At 36.1% G+C, this 15,331-nt stretch carries 17 protein-coding genes; 4 read left to right on the forward strand and 13 right to left on the reverse strand.

The annotated features are described in order from the left end of the window. Positions 1–75 precede the first annotated feature (75 nt). The 8 genes from MKX78_RS14245 to MKX78_RS14280 form a co-directional block, all read right to left on the reverse strand. Entirely contained in the window at positions 76–636 is a 561-nt protein-coding gene (locus MKX78_RS14245; protein ID WP_341051431.1) for a hypothetical protein, read from the reverse strand. A gap of 142 nt (positions 637–778) precedes the next feature. Then, positions 779–1,711 (reverse strand): ribose ABC transporter substrate-binding protein RbsB, encoded by a 933-nt coding sequence (rbsB, locus tag MKX78_RS14250; RefSeq protein WP_341051433.1) that lies wholly within the window; start codon positions 1,709–1,711, stop codon positions 779–781. Between the two features lie 39 nt (positions 1,712–1,750). Then, positions 1,751–2,695, reverse strand: a complete 945-nt coding sequence (locus MKX78_RS14255) for an ABC transporter permease subunit (protein WP_095372933.1) — start codon at positions 2,693–2,695, stop codon at positions 1,751–1,753. Beyond that, complete coding sequence (locus MKX78_RS14260; RefSeq protein WP_307313344.1) at positions 2,682–4,187, reverse strand: sugar ABC transporter ATP-binding protein; 1,506 nt, start codon at positions 4,185–4,187, stop codon at positions 2,682–2,684. Before MKX78_RS14260 ends, MKX78_RS14255 begins: the two co-directional genes overlap by 14 nt. Then, a complete protein-coding gene (gene rbsD / locus MKX78_RS14265; protein ID WP_307313342.1) occupies positions 4,187–4,576 on the reverse strand; it encodes a D-ribose pyranase in 390 nt (129 codons plus the stop codon). Before rbsD ends, MKX78_RS14260 begins: the two co-directional genes overlap by 1 nt. Beyond that, positions 4,551–5,459, reverse strand: coding sequence for a ribokinase (gene rbsK / locus MKX78_RS14270; RefSeq protein ID WP_095372932.1), 909 nt, complete (start codon positions 5,457–5,459; stop codon positions 4,551–4,553). The genes rbsD and rbsK overlap by 26 nt, the downstream gene beginning before the upstream one ends. Positions 5,460–5,482: 23 nt before the next feature. After that, positions 5,483–6,466: a LacI family DNA-binding transcriptional regulator gene (locus MKX78_RS14275; RefSeq protein ID WP_263624248.1), complete on the reverse strand. Its 984-nt coding sequence runs from the start codon at positions 6,464–6,466 to the stop codon at positions 5,483–5,485. A gap of 268 nt (positions 6,467–6,734) precedes the next feature. Beyond that, on the reverse strand, positions 6,735–7,355 hold the full coding sequence (locus tag MKX78_RS14280) for a TetR/AcrR family transcriptional regulator (protein ID WP_095372931.1): 621 nt from the start codon (positions 7,353–7,355) through the stop codon (positions 6,735–6,737). Between the two features lie 205 nt (positions 7,356–7,560). Here MKX78_RS14280 and MKX78_RS14285 point away from each other — a divergent pair, with 205 nt between their 5' ends. Then, positions 7,561–8,307: an SDR family NAD(P)-dependent oxidoreductase gene (locus MKX78_RS14285; protein WP_341051435.1), complete on the forward strand. Its 747-nt coding sequence runs from the start codon at positions 7,561–7,563 to the stop codon at positions 8,305–8,307. Between the two features lie 51 nt (positions 8,308–8,358). Here the strand turns inward: MKX78_RS14285 and MKX78_RS14290 are convergent, their stop codons facing one another. From MKX78_RS14290 to MKX78_RS14305, 4 genes are all read right to left on the reverse strand, one after another. Continuing rightward, on the reverse strand, positions 8,359–8,670 hold the full coding sequence (locus MKX78_RS14290; protein ID WP_341051437.1) for a hypothetical protein: 312 nt from the start codon (positions 8,668–8,670) through the stop codon (positions 8,359–8,361). 74 nt (positions 8,671–8,744) lie between these two features. Beyond that, on the reverse strand, positions 8,745–9,317 hold the full coding sequence (locus tag MKX78_RS14295; protein WP_322909505.1) for a TlpA disulfide reductase family protein: 573 nt from the start codon (positions 9,315–9,317) through the stop codon (positions 8,745–8,747). A gap of 79 nt (positions 9,318–9,396) precedes the next feature. Then, entirely contained in the window at positions 9,397–10,167 is a 771-nt protein-coding gene (locus tag MKX78_RS14300; RefSeq protein WP_341051439.1) for a hypothetical protein, read from the reverse strand. 164 nt (positions 10,168–10,331) lie between these two features. Continuing rightward, the gene (locus tag MKX78_RS14305; protein WP_224937588.1) at positions 10,332–11,174 is read right to left on the reverse strand and encodes a patatin-like phospholipase family protein; all 843 of its coding nucleotides are present in this window, start codon (positions 11,172–11,174) and stop codon (positions 10,332–10,334) included. A gap of 415 nt (positions 11,175–11,589) precedes the next feature. Here MKX78_RS14305 and MKX78_RS14310 point away from each other — a divergent pair, with 415 nt between their 5' ends. Beyond that, a complete protein-coding gene (locus MKX78_RS14310) occupies positions 11,590–12,075 on the forward strand; it encodes a DinB family protein (protein ID WP_095372926.1) in 486 nt (161 codons plus the stop codon). Between the two features lie 423 nt (positions 12,076–12,498). Beyond that, the gene (locus MKX78_RS14315) at positions 12,499–13,209 is read left to right on the forward strand and encodes a DUF421 domain-containing protein (RefSeq protein ID WP_340975298.1); all 711 of its coding nucleotides are present in this window, start codon (positions 12,499–12,501) and stop codon (positions 13,207–13,209) included. Between the two features lie 767 nt (positions 13,210–13,976). Here MKX78_RS14315 and MKX78_RS14320 read toward each other — a convergent pair. Continuing rightward, entirely contained in the window at positions 13,977–14,300 is a 324-nt protein-coding gene (locus MKX78_RS14320) for a DUF4870 domain-containing protein (RefSeq protein WP_095372924.1), read from the reverse strand. A gap of 213 nt (positions 14,301–14,513) precedes the next feature. Here MKX78_RS14320 and MKX78_RS14325 point away from each other — a divergent pair, with 213 nt between their 5' ends. After that, positions 14,514–15,293: an undecaprenyl-diphosphate phosphatase gene (locus MKX78_RS14325; protein WP_095372923.1), complete on the forward strand. Its 780-nt coding sequence runs from the start codon at positions 14,514–14,516 to the stop codon at positions 15,291–15,293. Positions 15,294–15,331: the final 38 nt, after the last annotated feature.

Here is a 15,331-nt window from a genome sequence, read left to right on the forward strand (position 1 = left end):
TCGAATTACATTTACCGTTTTTTCGGTAATTTCTTGATGACGGTAACACTATTTGCTAATCCGTCTTACAGAAGATTACTCATCTTCGTAGAAAGTATCATACATTTCAGGGAATAGATCTTTTAATCTCCTTATCGTATGCGCATTTGCAACAATATCCAATACATCAGAACTAATATAAAATAAAAAATCACGATGCACAAAACAAATATAGAGTGACGTGTGACCAACAACCATTTTAAGGGTATAGCGAAAAAACGCAGATGATTTCACGTTCTTTACTGTTGAAAAGACAAAATAACCACTCATTTCTTCTTCCCAAACTACTTCATTAGACCAATTATTTATCTTAAAAAACCGTCGTAAATTTAACTTTTCTCTCCTTACCCTTGTGCTATCAATATCTTGATAACCAGAAATAAACGTCATATCTAACTTTTCCTCTATAGGAAATAGATGATGAAATAAGCTTTTCGCTAAACCCGGATGTTGTCTGAATGTCTCTAAACCGAACCGAATTCGATTGTCTTTCACTACTTGAAAATAAGGCGTTGCGGCGTTCGTCATATCAACTCCGAAAGTGTTTGCAGGGATCATTCTACCACTCGCTTCTTCACAAAATATAATGATTACCATAATTATACACTCATTTCATACTAACCGCTTATATATTTCTTTCACACTTCTTTCCCTAACCTGCGTTCACTTAGAAAATAAAAAAGCACGTGCTCATTCCACCTTAAAGCAGAATCTACACGTGCTTCATTCAATCATTTCCTTATTTAATTAACTCTAACTCAACAGGGATAAATTCTTCCACCGTTTCACCATCGAGTACTTTTTTGGCTGTTTCTACAGCTTGCTCGCCCATTCTGTCTGGTTTTTGAGCGACTGTTGCTGCCATATCGCCACCTTCAACTGCAGCAATGGCATCATCTGTTGCGTCGAACCCGACAACAATGACATCTTTCAATCCAGCAGCCGTTAATGCTTGATAAGCACCAAGTGCCATTTCATCATTATGAGCAAATACAGCTTGGACATCTTTATTGCTTTGGATGATGTTTTCCATTACTGTTAAGCCTTCTGCACGATCAAAATTCGCAGATTGTTTTGTTGCTACTTCCACATTGTCAGATGCTTCAATGGCTTCATTGAAACCCGCACCTCTTTCGCGTGCTGCCGATGAACCAGGGATCCCTTCAAGTTCAACTACTTTTCCTTCGCCATCAAGTTGTTCAATGATAAATTCTCCTGCCATTTTACCGCCTTCTGCATTATCAGAAGCTACGTGAGCGACAACTTCGCCACCTTCTGCACTTCTATCAACAGTAATAACCGGGATATCTGCATTATTAGCTGATGTAATGGCAGAAGCAACCGCTGCTGAATCAGCTGGATTAATAATTAATAAGTCAACACCTTGTTGAATTAAATCCTCAATATCACTTACTTGTGTTGCTGGGTCATCTTGTGCATCTACTGTTTTAATCGCATAACCAAGCTCTTTTGCCTTCGCCTCTGCACTATCACGTAGTGTAACAAAGAAAGGATTATTTAATGTAGAAATCGATAGACCAATTGTTTTTTCTCCTGATGCTTTTTCATCATTATCAGTTGCTTCATTATCATCAGCCCCATTATTTAATGAACATGCACCTAATAAAGCGACTACTAAAACCAAAGTAAGAAGCTTCCATATTTTTTTCATTTGAGTATTCCTCCTTCATAGGTTTGCAAATCATATATGTTAAGCAGCTTTCTTTCTATCAATTAGTACAGCTAATAGAATGACGCCGCCCTTCACCACTTGTTGGTAGAAAGATGATACATTTAATAAATTCAAACCATTATTAAGTACACCAATAATCAAAGCACCAATTAATGTACCAAAGATCCATCCGCGTCCGCCTGAAAGACTTGTCCCACCAAGAACAACTGCCGCAATGGCATCTAATTCGTAGCTTGTACCAGCTGTTGGCTGTGCAGAGTCAAGACGAGAAGTTAACGTAATTCCGGCAACTGCAGCAAATAATCCTGAAATCGCATAAACACCCATTTTCAAGCGATCCACTTTTAAACCAGAGAGCTTAGCGGCTTCTTCATTCCCACCAATCGCATAAACACCGCGACCAAAAGTTGTTTTCTTTAGCAAGAAGTATAAAAATAAATAAGCTAACAGCATCGTAACAACAGGAAATGGTACCCCGAGAAAATAACCTTTACCAATCATTTGAAAGCTAAAAGCATCAGATAGACCAGTTATTGGTCGACCTTCTGTATAAACAAGTGTTAACCCTCTGAAAATTGTCATTGTCGCTAATGTTGCAATAAAAGGAGCGACTTTACCTTTTGCAATAATTACGCCGTTGACAAGTCCCATTAAAGCACCTGCTAATAAACCGAGAAGAACCGCAATTACCGGATCCATACCACTAGCTAACATACCTGCAGTAAGTGCGGAAGATAGCGCTAAAATCGAACCGACAGATAAGTCGATTCCCCCTGTCAAGATAACAAATGTCATTCCAAACGCAATTAAAGCATTGATTGAAACTTGTCTTAATACGTTCAGTATATTGTCAGCTGTTGTAAAGCTTGGACTCATAACCGATAAAATAATAATGATGAGCAGTAAGCCTAAAACCGGTCCTAGCTTTTGAATGGAGCCGATGCCTTTACTAATTTTGTTCATGCTTTGTCCCTCCTGTTGCTGCTTCCATAATTTTTTCTTGAGTCGCATCTGTTTTTTCCAGAATGGCGGCTACTTTCCCTTCATGAATCACCATAATACGATCTGACATACCTAGTATCTCTGGTAACTCAGATGAGACCATAATAATGGAATGGCCCTTCATTGTTTCTTCATTCATAATCGTATATATCTCTTTTTTTGCTCCTACATCCACACCACGAGTAGGTTCGTCCAAAATTAACAGTGTTGGATCGATTCCAAGCCATTTTCCAAAGACCACTTTTTGTTGGTTCCCACCACTTAAATTCTTAACTTCTTGTTCAGGACCGGCTGTTTTAATTTTTAACTTGTCTATCATTTCTTTGGAGAAAGCTTTTTCCTTTTTAGTAGACATAATGGCACTTTGCGAAAGCGCTTTTAAATTAGGAACGGCTAAATTCTCCCTTACACTTAATCCAAGTATAAGACCTTCATCTTTACGGTCTTCTGTAATGAAACCGATACCGGCAGCAATTGCTTGTTTTGGTGCACGAATGTGTAGTTCTTGACCATTCAAAAATATCTTCCCAGACGATTTCTTTCGTGACCCAAAAATCGCTTCCATGATCTCCGTTCTTCCAGCTCCCATTAAACCGGCGACGCCAAGTATCTCACCTTTTCTAACATCAAATGAAATATTAGAAAAATGATCTTTCACACTTAAGTTCTCGACTTTGAAAAAAACATCACCAATTGTTGCCGTCCGAGCCGGGTAACGCTCACCAATTTCTCTACCAACCATCATTTTCACGATTTCATCGAATGAGGTGTCTGTGGTATATTTCGTTCCTATTGATTGACCATCTCGTAAAACCGTAATACGGTCACACATTTTAAAAATCTCTTCCATGCGATGAGATATATAAATGATTGCCACATTCTCTTTTCGCAATTGATCAATAACGGAAAATAATGTATCAATCTCTCTATCTGTTAAAGCGGCTGTTGGTTCATCCATGATAAGAACTTCAGAATTGGCAGCGATTGCTCTTGCAATTTCAATCATTTGTTGTTGTCCAACGGAAAGTTCTCCAGCAGGCTGTTTTACATCCATTTCAATGCCTAAGCGCTTTAAATGCTTTTCTGCTTTTACATTCATCTCTCTCGTCTTTAATAAACCGAAAGTACTTAATTCTTTACCTAAGAACATATTTTCAGCCACTGTTAAATAAGGAATAATATTTAACTCTTGATGAATGACAGCAATACCATTTTTTTCTGCATCTTTCGGTGAAGAAAATACGGCCTTATTCCCTTTATAATAAATCTCACCTTGATTGCTTTCATGAATGCCTGTAAGGATTTTAATTAAGGTCGATTTCCCTGCCCCATTCTCACCCATAAGCGCATGGATCTCCCCAGCTCTCAAGTCAAAATCAACGCCTTTGAGTACTTCCACCGAATAGAAGGATTTATGAATATTCTTCATTTCTATTATTGATGATTGCTTCATTAAAATATCACTCCTGACGTTAAAATGATGTTAGCGTAAGGGGAAGCTTCTCCAGTTCGTATAATCGCCTTTGCTTTTTCCGTTTTTTTCTTAAATGTTTCATGCGAGACATAGCTACAATCAGAGAACTTGTCTTTAATTGCTAAAAATAACGGTTCATTATCTGTTTTAATTTCAGTTGCTAATGTGACACTCTCTATCATTAATTCTTTTTCAAGCTCATTTAAGACGTCTAAAAAGGAAGGTGTCCCTAGCTTTAGAGCTAGGTCAATTTTTTTTACACCATCTGGGATAGGTAGTCCACAATCAGCAATAACAATTGTATCTGTATGTCCCATATCACTGATGACTTTTGTTATATCACTATTCAGCATTCCTTGTTTCTTCATGATGATTCACTTCCATTTTTTCAATTTCGGCTTTTGTCGGCATTCCTACTTGTGCACCCATTTTCGTTACAGATAAACCTGCAGCCTTTATTGCGAACGTAATTGCCTGTTCTATTGTTAAGCCATCATCAAGGGCAACCGCTAAAGCGCCATTAAAAGTATCTCCTGCTCCAGTCGTATCAACCGCCTTTACCTTAACAGCAGGAATGGTCATAAGTTCCCCGTTTTTAAAGAACGCGGCACCTTCATTTCCTTTTGTAATGACAAGCTTTTTTTTCAGTAGTTCCGTTGCCTCTGTATCATTTGCATATGCTTCGAATAACTGTTTCGCTTCATATTCATTCGGTGTGAGGTAAGTTACTAACTCAAACCAATGAGAAGGAATATGATGGAAGGGAGCTGGATTTAAAATGACACCGACATTGCCCTCTGCCGCAATCTCTAGTACTTTTTCTACGGCAGACAATGGAATTTCTAATTGCAGAAGCACCCATTCACTCGCTAAAATATCATCGCGATATGCTTCTATAACGTCACTTGTCATTAAATGATTAGCACCAGGTACAACAATAATTTTATTATCATGGTTATACACTGTTATGCTTGCTGTTCCAGTACGTACAGATTTTTCTATTTGGATACTTTCCGTATTGATATGCATGTCATTAAAATAATTCATATACTCTTGACCAAAAGGGTCATCGCCGACTTTACCAATCATTTTCACATTCGCTCCAAGCTTAGCTGCAGCCACTGCTTGGTTTGCTCCTTTACCACCTGGCACAGTAAAAAATGATTCTCCCATCACGGTTTCACCCATTGACGGGTCTATACTTGTTACCGTGACTAGATCCATATTGATGCTTCCGATTACTGTAATCATCTAATCACTCTCCTTCTTCTGTTTTAATGCGTTGTTGTTTCTCTTATTTTTAGTTCGGTCGGGAATACAATATGATCCTGACCTTCTTCCTTTCCGTTGATACGGTTCAAAAGCATGGTTGCTGCTTTTTTCCCCATCTCATATATTGGTTGAGCGATGGTTGTAATTTCTGGTGAAACAGTTTCCGTCCACTCAATTCCATCAAAACCAATGATTTGAAGTTCTTTCGGTACATTAATCCCGAGCTTTGTGCATGCCTTTAGGGCACCAACTGCCATCACATCATTACCTGTGAATATGGCATCAATGTCCTTCTGTTCGTGCAGGAGACGAAATGTAGCTTCTTGGGCTGTTTTCATTTGATAATGACCTTCACTTATATACACAGGTCTTTCTAGTGCCATCATGACATCTTGGTATGCTTTTTTCCTCAGTTGGGAATTGATAATATTTTCTGGTCCACTAATATGGGCGATTTTCTCGCAGCCATTTTCAACTAAATGCATAACTGCCCTTCTCGCTTCCTGATAATTATCTATCGTCACTGAGGGAATACTTTCATGGAACACACGGTCAAGTGCAACTACCGGGATCTGTAAATTGGCGAGATGGCTTTCATTCATATGATTGGATACAATGATTACGCCATCAATATAGTTTTCCGCCATTTTATTTAAATACATCAGTTCCTTTTCTAAATTGTCATCACTATTACATAGAAAAGTAGTATACCCTTGTGCTACTGTCACATCTTCCACAGCGCGGACAAGTTGTGGGAAGAATGGGTTTGTAATATCAGGGACAATGTACCCAATCATTTTTGACTGCTTTTTAAATAGGCTACGCGCTACATTATTAGGTCGGTAGTTAAGTGCTTTGATCGCTTCTTCCACTTTTGTTTGCGTTTCCTTTTGGACATATCCTTTTTTATTTATCACTCTCGATACAGTCGCAACAGAAACATTTGCATACTTTGCTACTTCTTTAATTGTGGCTATATGAATCATCACCTTACATTTGTTAATACTGCTATTATTAAACTTATATTAAAAGGTAGTATGTAACCCGTTACATATTAGACACTCACTATCTGAAGCGTTATTCTCTCATGACTAGGAAAGGCATGTAACGGGTTACATATTTCAGAAAAAAACAAAATCTATTAATTACTATTTTATTTGATATGTAACGCGTTACACACTCATCTGTAACCGTTTACACAAATTTAGTTTACCATCTATTAAAATTTTGTCAACTTTATTTTATCCCTCCTTTTTATAGAGAGGATTTCTGTTCTATCACCACTTGTTTATACGGTCCTTGAATGGTAACTTTCATGAGTTGCGCAGCCATATATTTAGCGGTATACGGACAATCATTTTTCAACCACCATATAATCACACCTAAAAACGCAGAAGCGTAGAAGCGTATGGCCATTTCTCTTGGTATAGTCAATAAGTCATCATCTGGTTGCATAACGGTCATGCCATCTGCAATAAATTCGCTCAACACAGCTGTTAGTTTATCACGAAAATGAGGCATTGTACTTTCAGACAGCAACACTCTATATATGTAATCATATGTGCCAATTTGCGCAAATAATTGAATAAAGCTTTCATTTGGTGATTCAGTATCATACGTCCCTTTACTTGCTACAAAAGAAGTCTTCATTGCTTCTTTTAACTCATCAATCATGTCATCTGTACTTTGCTCAAGCAAATCGTATTTATCTGTAAAATGGAGATAAAAAGTAGCGCGGTTCAGCATCGCTTTTTTTGTAATTGCCTGCACCGTTACTTTTTCAAAACCTTGTTCTTCTATTAAAGAAATAAGGGCGTCAGTTAACATTCGCTTTGTTCTTACTACACGGGGATCGACTTTTTCTTTTTTCGACATTTTTCTGCTCCTTGTATTAATTATTCTTATTTTTAAACAAATTTGTATGAACTGTTGAGTATACAACGATCTCAACTTTTTTGTTCATTGCTTCATTTTTTCATCAGTTGATATAATCAGATTATCAACGGATTGTTGATAAAGCAACTAGTTGTATTAAAAATCGTACGATATTGTCTAAGTTTTTACCAAATGGGGGTATATCATGAAAAGGTTAGAAGGAAAAGTAGCCATTATTACCGGAGCAGCTAACGGGATGGGTGCAGCAGAAGCAAAGTTATTCGCGAAAGAAGGCGCTAAAGTAGTAGCGACTGATTTACAAATGGAAACTTTAAATAAAGTGGTTGCAGAGATAAAAGAAGCAGGTGGTGAGGCGATTGCCCTTGCCCATAATGTGACGTCTGAAGAACAATGGCAAGCAGTTATAAATGAAGCCATTGAACAATTTGGTAAACTAGATATCCTGATTAACAATGCTGGTGTCGCTTCTCCCAAAACTCTAGAGGATATGTCAATGGATGAATGGAATAAAATTTTAGATATCGACTTAAATGGTTGTGTAATCGGCATGAAATATGTCATTCCCGAATTAAAGAAAAATGGCAGCGGTTCCATTGTCAATATTTCTTCCATCGGCGGTATAGTTGGCATGGCAGGGACAAGTCCATATACAGCCGCTAAGGGTGCTTTACGAGTATTATCCAAATCTGCAGCAATAGAATATGGAAAAGAAAATATTCGAGTCAATTCTGTACATCCTGGGATTATTTCGACCCCAATGACAGCTCCTTCAATGGAATCTGCCTTACCGTTCTATCAAACTTATACGCAGTTGCCTTATTTCGGCAACCCTGAAGATGTTGCTTACGGTGTCCTTTTCTTAGCATCAGATGAGGCAAGATTTGTTACAGGTACAGAGTTAGTGATTGACGGCGGTTGGACTGCCATATAATAAAGCCTAATCTAAAAACGAGCCGTGACTGATTTCATCGGCTCGTTTCATTTAATATACTTTTGTTTTATTTTGTTTTGAACTAAGACCAGCATCTACAAATAATAACACCGCTGTAATAATATGCATAATCATTCCAACTACCGGAATCCAACCAATAATAGAAGTAATGATACCTGTGATACTACCGTACTTGTTTTCTCCAGCTCTTACGGATAGTACAAGTGTGATTACATGAAGGAAAAACATAACAATAAGTGGCACCCATCCATTTGCGAGGATAAAAATTCCTCCTAGAAAAGGAATGCCAAGAAATGCTTCACATGCACCTGTTATCCATTTTAGTATTGTTGATGTACTCAATTTGCCACATCCTTATTGCTTAATCTAATATTATTATACATTTATACCCACACATTCGTTTTAGAAAACATCCTCTATGGTAAACGTAAAATTTCCTTTTCCAAGAAGTCTTCATTTAGCGCACCTAATACTTTATTTCGAATAATCCCATCCGAATCAATGAAGTAACTAGTTGGGTAGGCAATCACCTCATAGTTATCTAAGACAACGCCTTCAGGGTCCATTGGTATGATGAAGGATAGTTCATTCGCTTTCACGAAATCAGCGGCATTTGTTTCGTTTCTTTCCGTTTTGGTCATATTTACAGCTATGACTTCAAATCCGTCATCTTTATATTCTTTATAAACTTTTTCCATATAAGGCATTTCTTCTTCACAAGGTCCGCACCAGCTTGCCCAAAAATTAAGTAATATTTTCTTTCCTTCATAGTCACTTAGTTGAAATGACTCACCATTCAGTGTTTCCAACTGGATTTCAGGTGCCTTCTGACCAATTTCCAGGCCAACAGCTACATTTTCAGGGTTTTCTATTTCCTCATATTGGTCAATTTGTACTTGTGACAATAAACCTTTGTCCTTTAGAATGGTCCGATCTACGATTAATAAAATAATAAGTAATGAAGCCGCAATGATTAAAAACTTTCTCATAGAACACCTCAACTTAGAACACTTTTCAAAACTGTCTTAATCATACTATAGTTGAGACAACTTTAGCGAATCTTTTACTTCAATGTTGAATGTTTTTTACATACATGATCAATAAACTATAAAAAATTAATTGTTCATCAGCGGGCAAAGGTTGATTCATCATTAAAAAGGGGGTGTTGTTTACCTTGAACGATTCCATCCATTCTCTCGGAATCCATCCTTTTTGTAATTTCCCAAGCTCCCTTCCATTCTCAGATTGAACCAATAGATTCATAAAAGTCCGTTCATACCTTAGCGTATAAGCTCGGCTATCTTTTTGACAAATAAAGCGTTTATTATTGTCATTGTGGAGAAGAATCGTATTACTGTTATAATCAATCTGGATATTGTGTTTTCGCACTGTAATTATTGCAAGCACCCTTTGATCAACAACTAAAGCATAGCGATTTCTATAAATCCAGCGGTCGACAAATGTAGGCAAAAACCAGCGCCACTTATGAAAAGCTAAATCACGAATTTCAGCAGCCGTTCTACCATCTCTATTAAATAATAATAATCTTAAATTCGGTGCTGGTAAAAAACCTATAAGAAATTCCCTTTGTGAAAATATATTTTTTTGCTTGCTATTTGTTGATGCATATGAACTTATCTTTGCTTGATTATTTGCTAACACATAGCTTTGATAAGACATCCCACTATATAAAACAAAGGGTAAACACCACCAAAGAAGCCCGCTAATCTCCTGAAAGAAACTATGATATATGACTAATAACCATAGTGGTATACACGCAACTAAACTACCATTAAGAGAGGCTTGTGCTGATTGCTGATAATATTGCTGAATATTCATGAACTTCCTACCCCGATTCTCTCAATAAATGTATTACTACCAATCTATTATAGAACGAAGGAAATCATGAGTAATATTCATTTTCACCGCTAAAAACCAAAAGAGAAAGACATTTCTCCTCTTCTATGGGAGAAGAGAATGATCTTTTTTCACCAAACTTTCAATTAAAATATAAACCTTGTTAAACTATCTTCTGCATCCTTATAGCCTTGCTCATAAAAGGCAGATAATTTTTTTAAATCTCTTTCCATTCTTCCCACATCTACCTTCTCAGGTCTAATAATCATCACTTGTCCTTTTTTTTCTTGCTCCTCTAAATATTCAACGGTTTCATTATACATTTTGTAACGATTCATCATTGCTCTTTGAAGCCCTGGATATTGTGGATATTTTCTTCGCAATAAAAAACTCATTCTTGATGGTTTTTTTCGGTAACCTTTGGGTCGTGTTAAAACAACAACAGCTTTATCATACCCATCTGCTTGTGCTTTTCTTATTGGTATGGAATCAGCAATACCACCATCAAGTAACATTCGATTATTAAAAGAAATTTCAGGTGCAATAAAAGGTAATGAACTTGACGCTTTTAAAAGAAGCAACAAGTTTTCCCCATAGTCTTTCTTCCCATAATAAACAGCTTCTCCACTCAGACAATCGGTTGTACCAATAATAAACTCACTTTTCCCGTGAGAGAACGCTTCATAATCATAGGGAACCAGCTTATTTGGAATTTCATCAAAAATAAAGTCCATACCAAATAACTGTTTAGATTTTCGATAATTTCGCAAGGAGAAGTATCTAGGATCAGATACATACTCCACACTTACCTTCTTGTTACGGCCCTTTTGTTTCGATAAATATGAGGCAGCATTCGCGGCTCCTGCAGAAACACCAATTACATATGGAAAAGTAATACCTTTATCTAAAAATAATTCCATTACACCAGCAGAGTATGCCGCTCTCATTCCTCCACCTTCTAATACAAGGGCTGTTTGATGTACATTCATTCTCACAACGAATCCTTTCTTATTAAAGTCCTTGTTCTATTATAACAAGCTTGAGTTGTCTATTCTACGAAAGAGAGGTACGCGATGAATGATAAAAATGCTGAAAAAACGAAAATAGCATTGTGTGCTCTGTCCTAGTGAATGCATATAAAAAAGTTTGCTAAGAAGCTATCCCACAACTTTTATTACACACGGTCAGCTGTTCACGAATAATAATGTTATTTAAAAAATAATAAAGTTATTTAAAAATGAAGAGCATACATCGTGACCTTGTCAGTTCTTCTTGAACTACCGGGCAGGTTAGTTGAACAAGGAAGTTAAACTATGACTGAAGAAATAGTATATAGTAAGTAAATTTTTTTATATTCCAAACGTATATTTTAAGGTTAATATTTTTTAATGCGGAGGGGTTTTATTGCAAACACTTTTTAAATATAACTGGATGATACGAAAAGATTGGTATAACTGGTGTGAAGATTTAAGTGAGGAAGAGCTTTTGCAAAATCGAACTGGTGGTATGGGCAGTATATTACATACACTTTTCCATATTGTTGATGTCGAGTGGAGCTGGATACGGCTATTACAGGGAAAAGCGGACTTTCAGGAGAGTTTTGATTATTATAACAGCTTGGACAAGGTTCGAAAATTGGACGCAGAATTTCATATGGAAGTAGAGAACTTTGTGAACAACTGGGATGCAAGTATGGAAAATCAATTATTTTACGATACCCTACCAGATGGAAGAATTGTAACAGATACTTGGGGTGAAGTTATGCGCCATGCCATTGCTCACGAAATTCACCATATAGGACAATTATCAATTTGGGCAAGAGAATTGGGAAGGAAACCGGTTTCTGCAAACCTTATCGGGAGAGGACTTTCCTCTCATTCGACAAAATAGATGCAAGAGTTAAAGATGAGGATTGCTGGAGCGTTCTTTTTTTCTTGTTTAACAAACGGGGCAGGTTAATTGAATACGAATGAATCAGAAGATCGTCATTAAAGTCGATCTTTTTTCTTGTCACTGTTTCAGATAAAAGAATAACTAACCGTTGGAATCAATTTATAGTAATAAATTTTATTAATTGGAAAATAATAGTATAAAGAATGAGGGAGAAAAGGAAATACAGGGGAAACTTCGCTCGAGTCGATACCCCCTTATAGAGTCATGAGGTTTGAGAAGTCTTACTTCAGCTTTCGTGCCGTACACGGCACTGCTAAAACCAGTTAACTTTGTCCAAAATATATATTTTCTTATCTTATGAATACAGGCTGATCAAGATAAGTCTTCTTTTTTAATTCTGTTTAAAGGGTGTGTAAGATTATGGAATTTTTTACTTCGCAGGAATCCTTAACTATTGTCCAATGGATGCTCCGGGCAATTGTTGGATTTGTGTTTTTCGTCATACTTGTCAAATTAATGGGTCAGCGTTCCCTTTCCCAAGTAGGACTTCTCGATTTTGTTATCGTGCTGATTATTGGAAATATTATTGCCCATCCGCTGTCAGATGAAGGGTTAGGTCTGGAAGGGTCGATGATTACAATGAGTGTTATTTTAATCTTGTATATAATCGGAATCTACCTAAGTTTGCATTTTAGACATTTTAGAAAGTGGTTTATCACCGATCCGATTCCATTAATAGAAAATGGAATGATTAATAACCGTAATATGAAACGTGCCCGAATTTCACTTGATGAACTGCAGACCGAATTGCGAATGAAGAATATTGAAGAAATCCAAAAAGTCGCTCTTGCCTTATGGGAGCATGGTGGCAAGGTTTCCATCTTTCTGAAGACGGAACATTTGCCTTTAACAGCCGTCACATTTAGCAAACCAGTCAAACCTTTTTATTTTCCAAATACCGTTATAAAAGAGGGAACGATTAATTGTAAACAATTGCATCAATTAGGCAGGGATGAAGAATGGATTCTTAAAAAACTTCAAGATACCTATCCAAATATAACCATCAAAGATATTCTACTTGGTACCTTAGATGGCAAGGAAAATCTAAGTATATTCCTATATAATTCCTAAGCTCCCTCATGGTATCTGCCTTAGTAATTCTACATTAAGTAGGTGGATTTAAGAAGTACATCATTCATATTTATTGCTGTTCCGTCCAATAAAGTTATTTTTTCCTTTGTACCTTGTTATACGAACACGCATAATGGAACGATATGCTCCATAAGTTAATGCAGTTATTTCTAATGTTAATATTCATCTTCTTACTCCTTTTTATAATAAATGCCACCCTTATTTTTGGAGTTTGGGATAACTATAATTGGAAGATTTAGGACATTATTATGAGAACCCGAATTATTAACAAACCAATAAAAAGATACGAGTGGAAATGTATCTAATCTCGTTAATCCCCTTTTGCAGATTCCTTCAGGTTTTCGCTTTTTTTCTTTCTATCATGTAGAGAAGCTTTTTTTGTCCAAAGGGAAATAACTTCAATATCAAATTCGAAGATAAGAATAATTATATTGATACAAAATTAAACAACTTTAAAAAATCCTTATTACAATAAATCGTAGTAAGGCATTTGTTTATTATTTCAAAATTAAACGGCTTTATTATCTCTATACATCAGCTACCCTATCATTGATACCCAAACCTACTTAAATCAAAGAATCCCCGAATAAGCATTCCTTTATGAATGAAGGAATCATTTACTTTGTTCCTTATTGGTAAATATATTATTCTATGAGCCAATAATCCGGCTTTTAATAAAAAGACCAAAAAGAAAACACGAATTATTATTCGCGTTTTCTTTTTGGTCTTTTATACTTACATAATTATTAGAGGATACGGATGATAAACGGGATGCGATACTCTTCCCCTTCAAACGCCTTAACGGCTGCAATAATGGTAAATACGATAAATGCAATGCCAAATATGGCTCCTAATAAATAACCAATAAGCACTAACATCAAGATCGTACTAATGATTCCATAAACAAAGTAAGTAATGAGGAAGTTAAAATACTGTCTACCATGATAGTCTACAAGCTTTGAGCTATCTTTCTTTATGAGCCAAATAACAAGTGGTCCTATAAATACAGTAAAGAAACTAATAATATAAATGCCCGCAGCAAGTATTCTGTCTGTTTGTGAATCTTTCATTGTTGTTTTCCCCTTTCTCTTATTCCTTCTTGTACTATATACCTATTTTACGAAGATTATTATAAAAAGTTTCAAAGTTTTTATTTTCAAATTTCGGTTCTTCTATTGGACAACTTGAATACATTTATAAAAAACGAGAGAGAAAACAAGTTGATCGTGAGTTCCCCTTATTTTACTACTAGGAAAAAAATAAACAAATAGGTGATTTATATGATGTCAAAAATTGAAGCATTTATTCTTGGAATCATTCAAGGTATAACAGAATTTCTTCCTATTTCAAGCACTGGGCATTTGTATCTTGGAAGACATTTATTTGGTCTTGATGAAGCAGGATTATTTTTAGATACTATGCTCCATATTGGTACACTATTAGCTGTCCTTGTTGTTTATAAAAATGAGTTACTAGAAATCATAAAAAATCCATTCGGAAAGTTATCTATGCTGCTTGTCATTGGTACGATTCCTGCTGTTTTTGTTGGTTTATTATTTAATGATCTATTTGAGTCGATCTCAAAAACCGGCGTCACCATTGGCTGGGAATTTATTATTACCGGAATCATTCTTTGGTTCTCAGATAGTATTAAAAATGGTGCGAAAAAAATGAAAGATATTAGCTATAGTGATGCATTATTTATTGGTAGTTTTCAAGCAATTGCGATATTCCCTGCTATTTCAAGATCAGGTTTAACAATCGCTGCAGGGCTCATCCGTAAACTTGATCGAGAAACAGCTGCATACTTTTCATTTTTACTATCTATACCGACCATAGCAGGAGGCATTGTACTGCAATTTGGAGAAATATATGCTGGTCATATTGAAGCTATTAGCTTTGGCAGTATGTTAATTGCCACACTTGCATCAGCCATTTTCGGTTATATTGCCGTTGTTTGGATGATTAATTTTCTAAAAAGAAAATCACTAAAGATATTTGCCGTTTATGTTTGGATTTTAGGATTAACAATCCTATTTATGCAAATGGCAGGCATTTTTTAATTTATTCTCATGAGTAGGTTCTTGATTTCTACTCACTT

This window comes from Cytobacillus sp. FSL R5-0569, assembly GCF_038007265.1.
Taxonomy (GTDB): Bacteria; Bacillota; Bacilli; order Bacillales; family Cytobacillaceae; genus Cytobacillus; species Cytobacillus kochii.

Coding starts and splice junctions, on each gene's coding strand:
- rbsB (WP_341051433.1), bottom strand. CDS start 1,711: ATGAAAAAAATATGGAAGCTTCTTACTTTGGTTTTAGTAGTCGCTTTA.
- MKX78_RS14315 (WP_340975298.1), top strand. CDS start 12,499: ATGGAATTTTTTACTTCGCAGGAATCCTTAACTATTGTCCAATGGATG.
- MKX78_RS14320 (WP_095372924.1), bottom strand. CDS start 14,300: ATGAAAGATTCACAAACAGACAGAATACTTGCTGCGGGCATTTATATT.
- MKX78_RS14300 (WP_341051439.1), bottom strand. CDS start 10,167: ATGAATATTCAGCAATATTATCAGCAATCAGCACAAGCCTCTCTTAAT.
- MKX78_RS14305 (WP_224937588.1), bottom strand. CDS start 11,174: ATGAATGTACATCAAACAGCCCTTGTATTAGAAGGTGGAGGAATGAGA.
- MKX78_RS14245 (WP_341051431.1), bottom strand. CDS start 636: ATGGTAATCATTATATTTTGTGAAGAAGCGAGTGGTAGAATGATCCCT.
- MKX78_RS14295 (WP_322909505.1), bottom strand. CDS start 9,317: ATGAGAAAGTTTTTAATCATTGCGGCTTCATTACTTATTATTTTATTA.
- rbsK (WP_095372932.1), bottom strand. CDS start 5,459: ATGATTACAGTAATCGGAAGCATCAATATGGATCTAGTCACGGTAACA.
- MKX78_RS14260 (WP_307313344.1), bottom strand. CDS start 4,187: ATGAAGCAATCATCAATAATAGAAATGAAGAATATTCATAAATCCTTC.
- MKX78_RS14285 (WP_341051435.1), top strand. CDS start 7,561: ATGAAAAGGTTAGAAGGAAAAGTAGCCATTATTACCGGAGCAGCTAAC.
- MKX78_RS14325 (WP_095372923.1), top strand. CDS start 14,514: ATGTCAAAAATTGAAGCATTTATTCTTGGAATCATTCAAGGTATAACA.
- MKX78_RS14275 (WP_263624248.1), bottom strand. CDS start 6,466: ATGATTCATATAGCCACAATTAAAGAAGTAGCAAAGTATGCAAATGTT.
- MKX78_RS14255 (WP_095372933.1), bottom strand. CDS start 2,695: ATGAACAAAATTAGTAAAGGCATCGGCTCCATTCAAAAGCTAGGACCG.
- rbsD (WP_307313342.1), bottom strand. CDS start 4,576: ATGAAGAAACAAGGAATGCTGAATAGTGATATAACAAAAGTCATCAGT.
- MKX78_RS14280 (WP_095372931.1), bottom strand. CDS start 7,355: ATGTCGAAAAAAGAAAAAGTCGATCCCCGTGTAGTAAGAACAAAGCGA.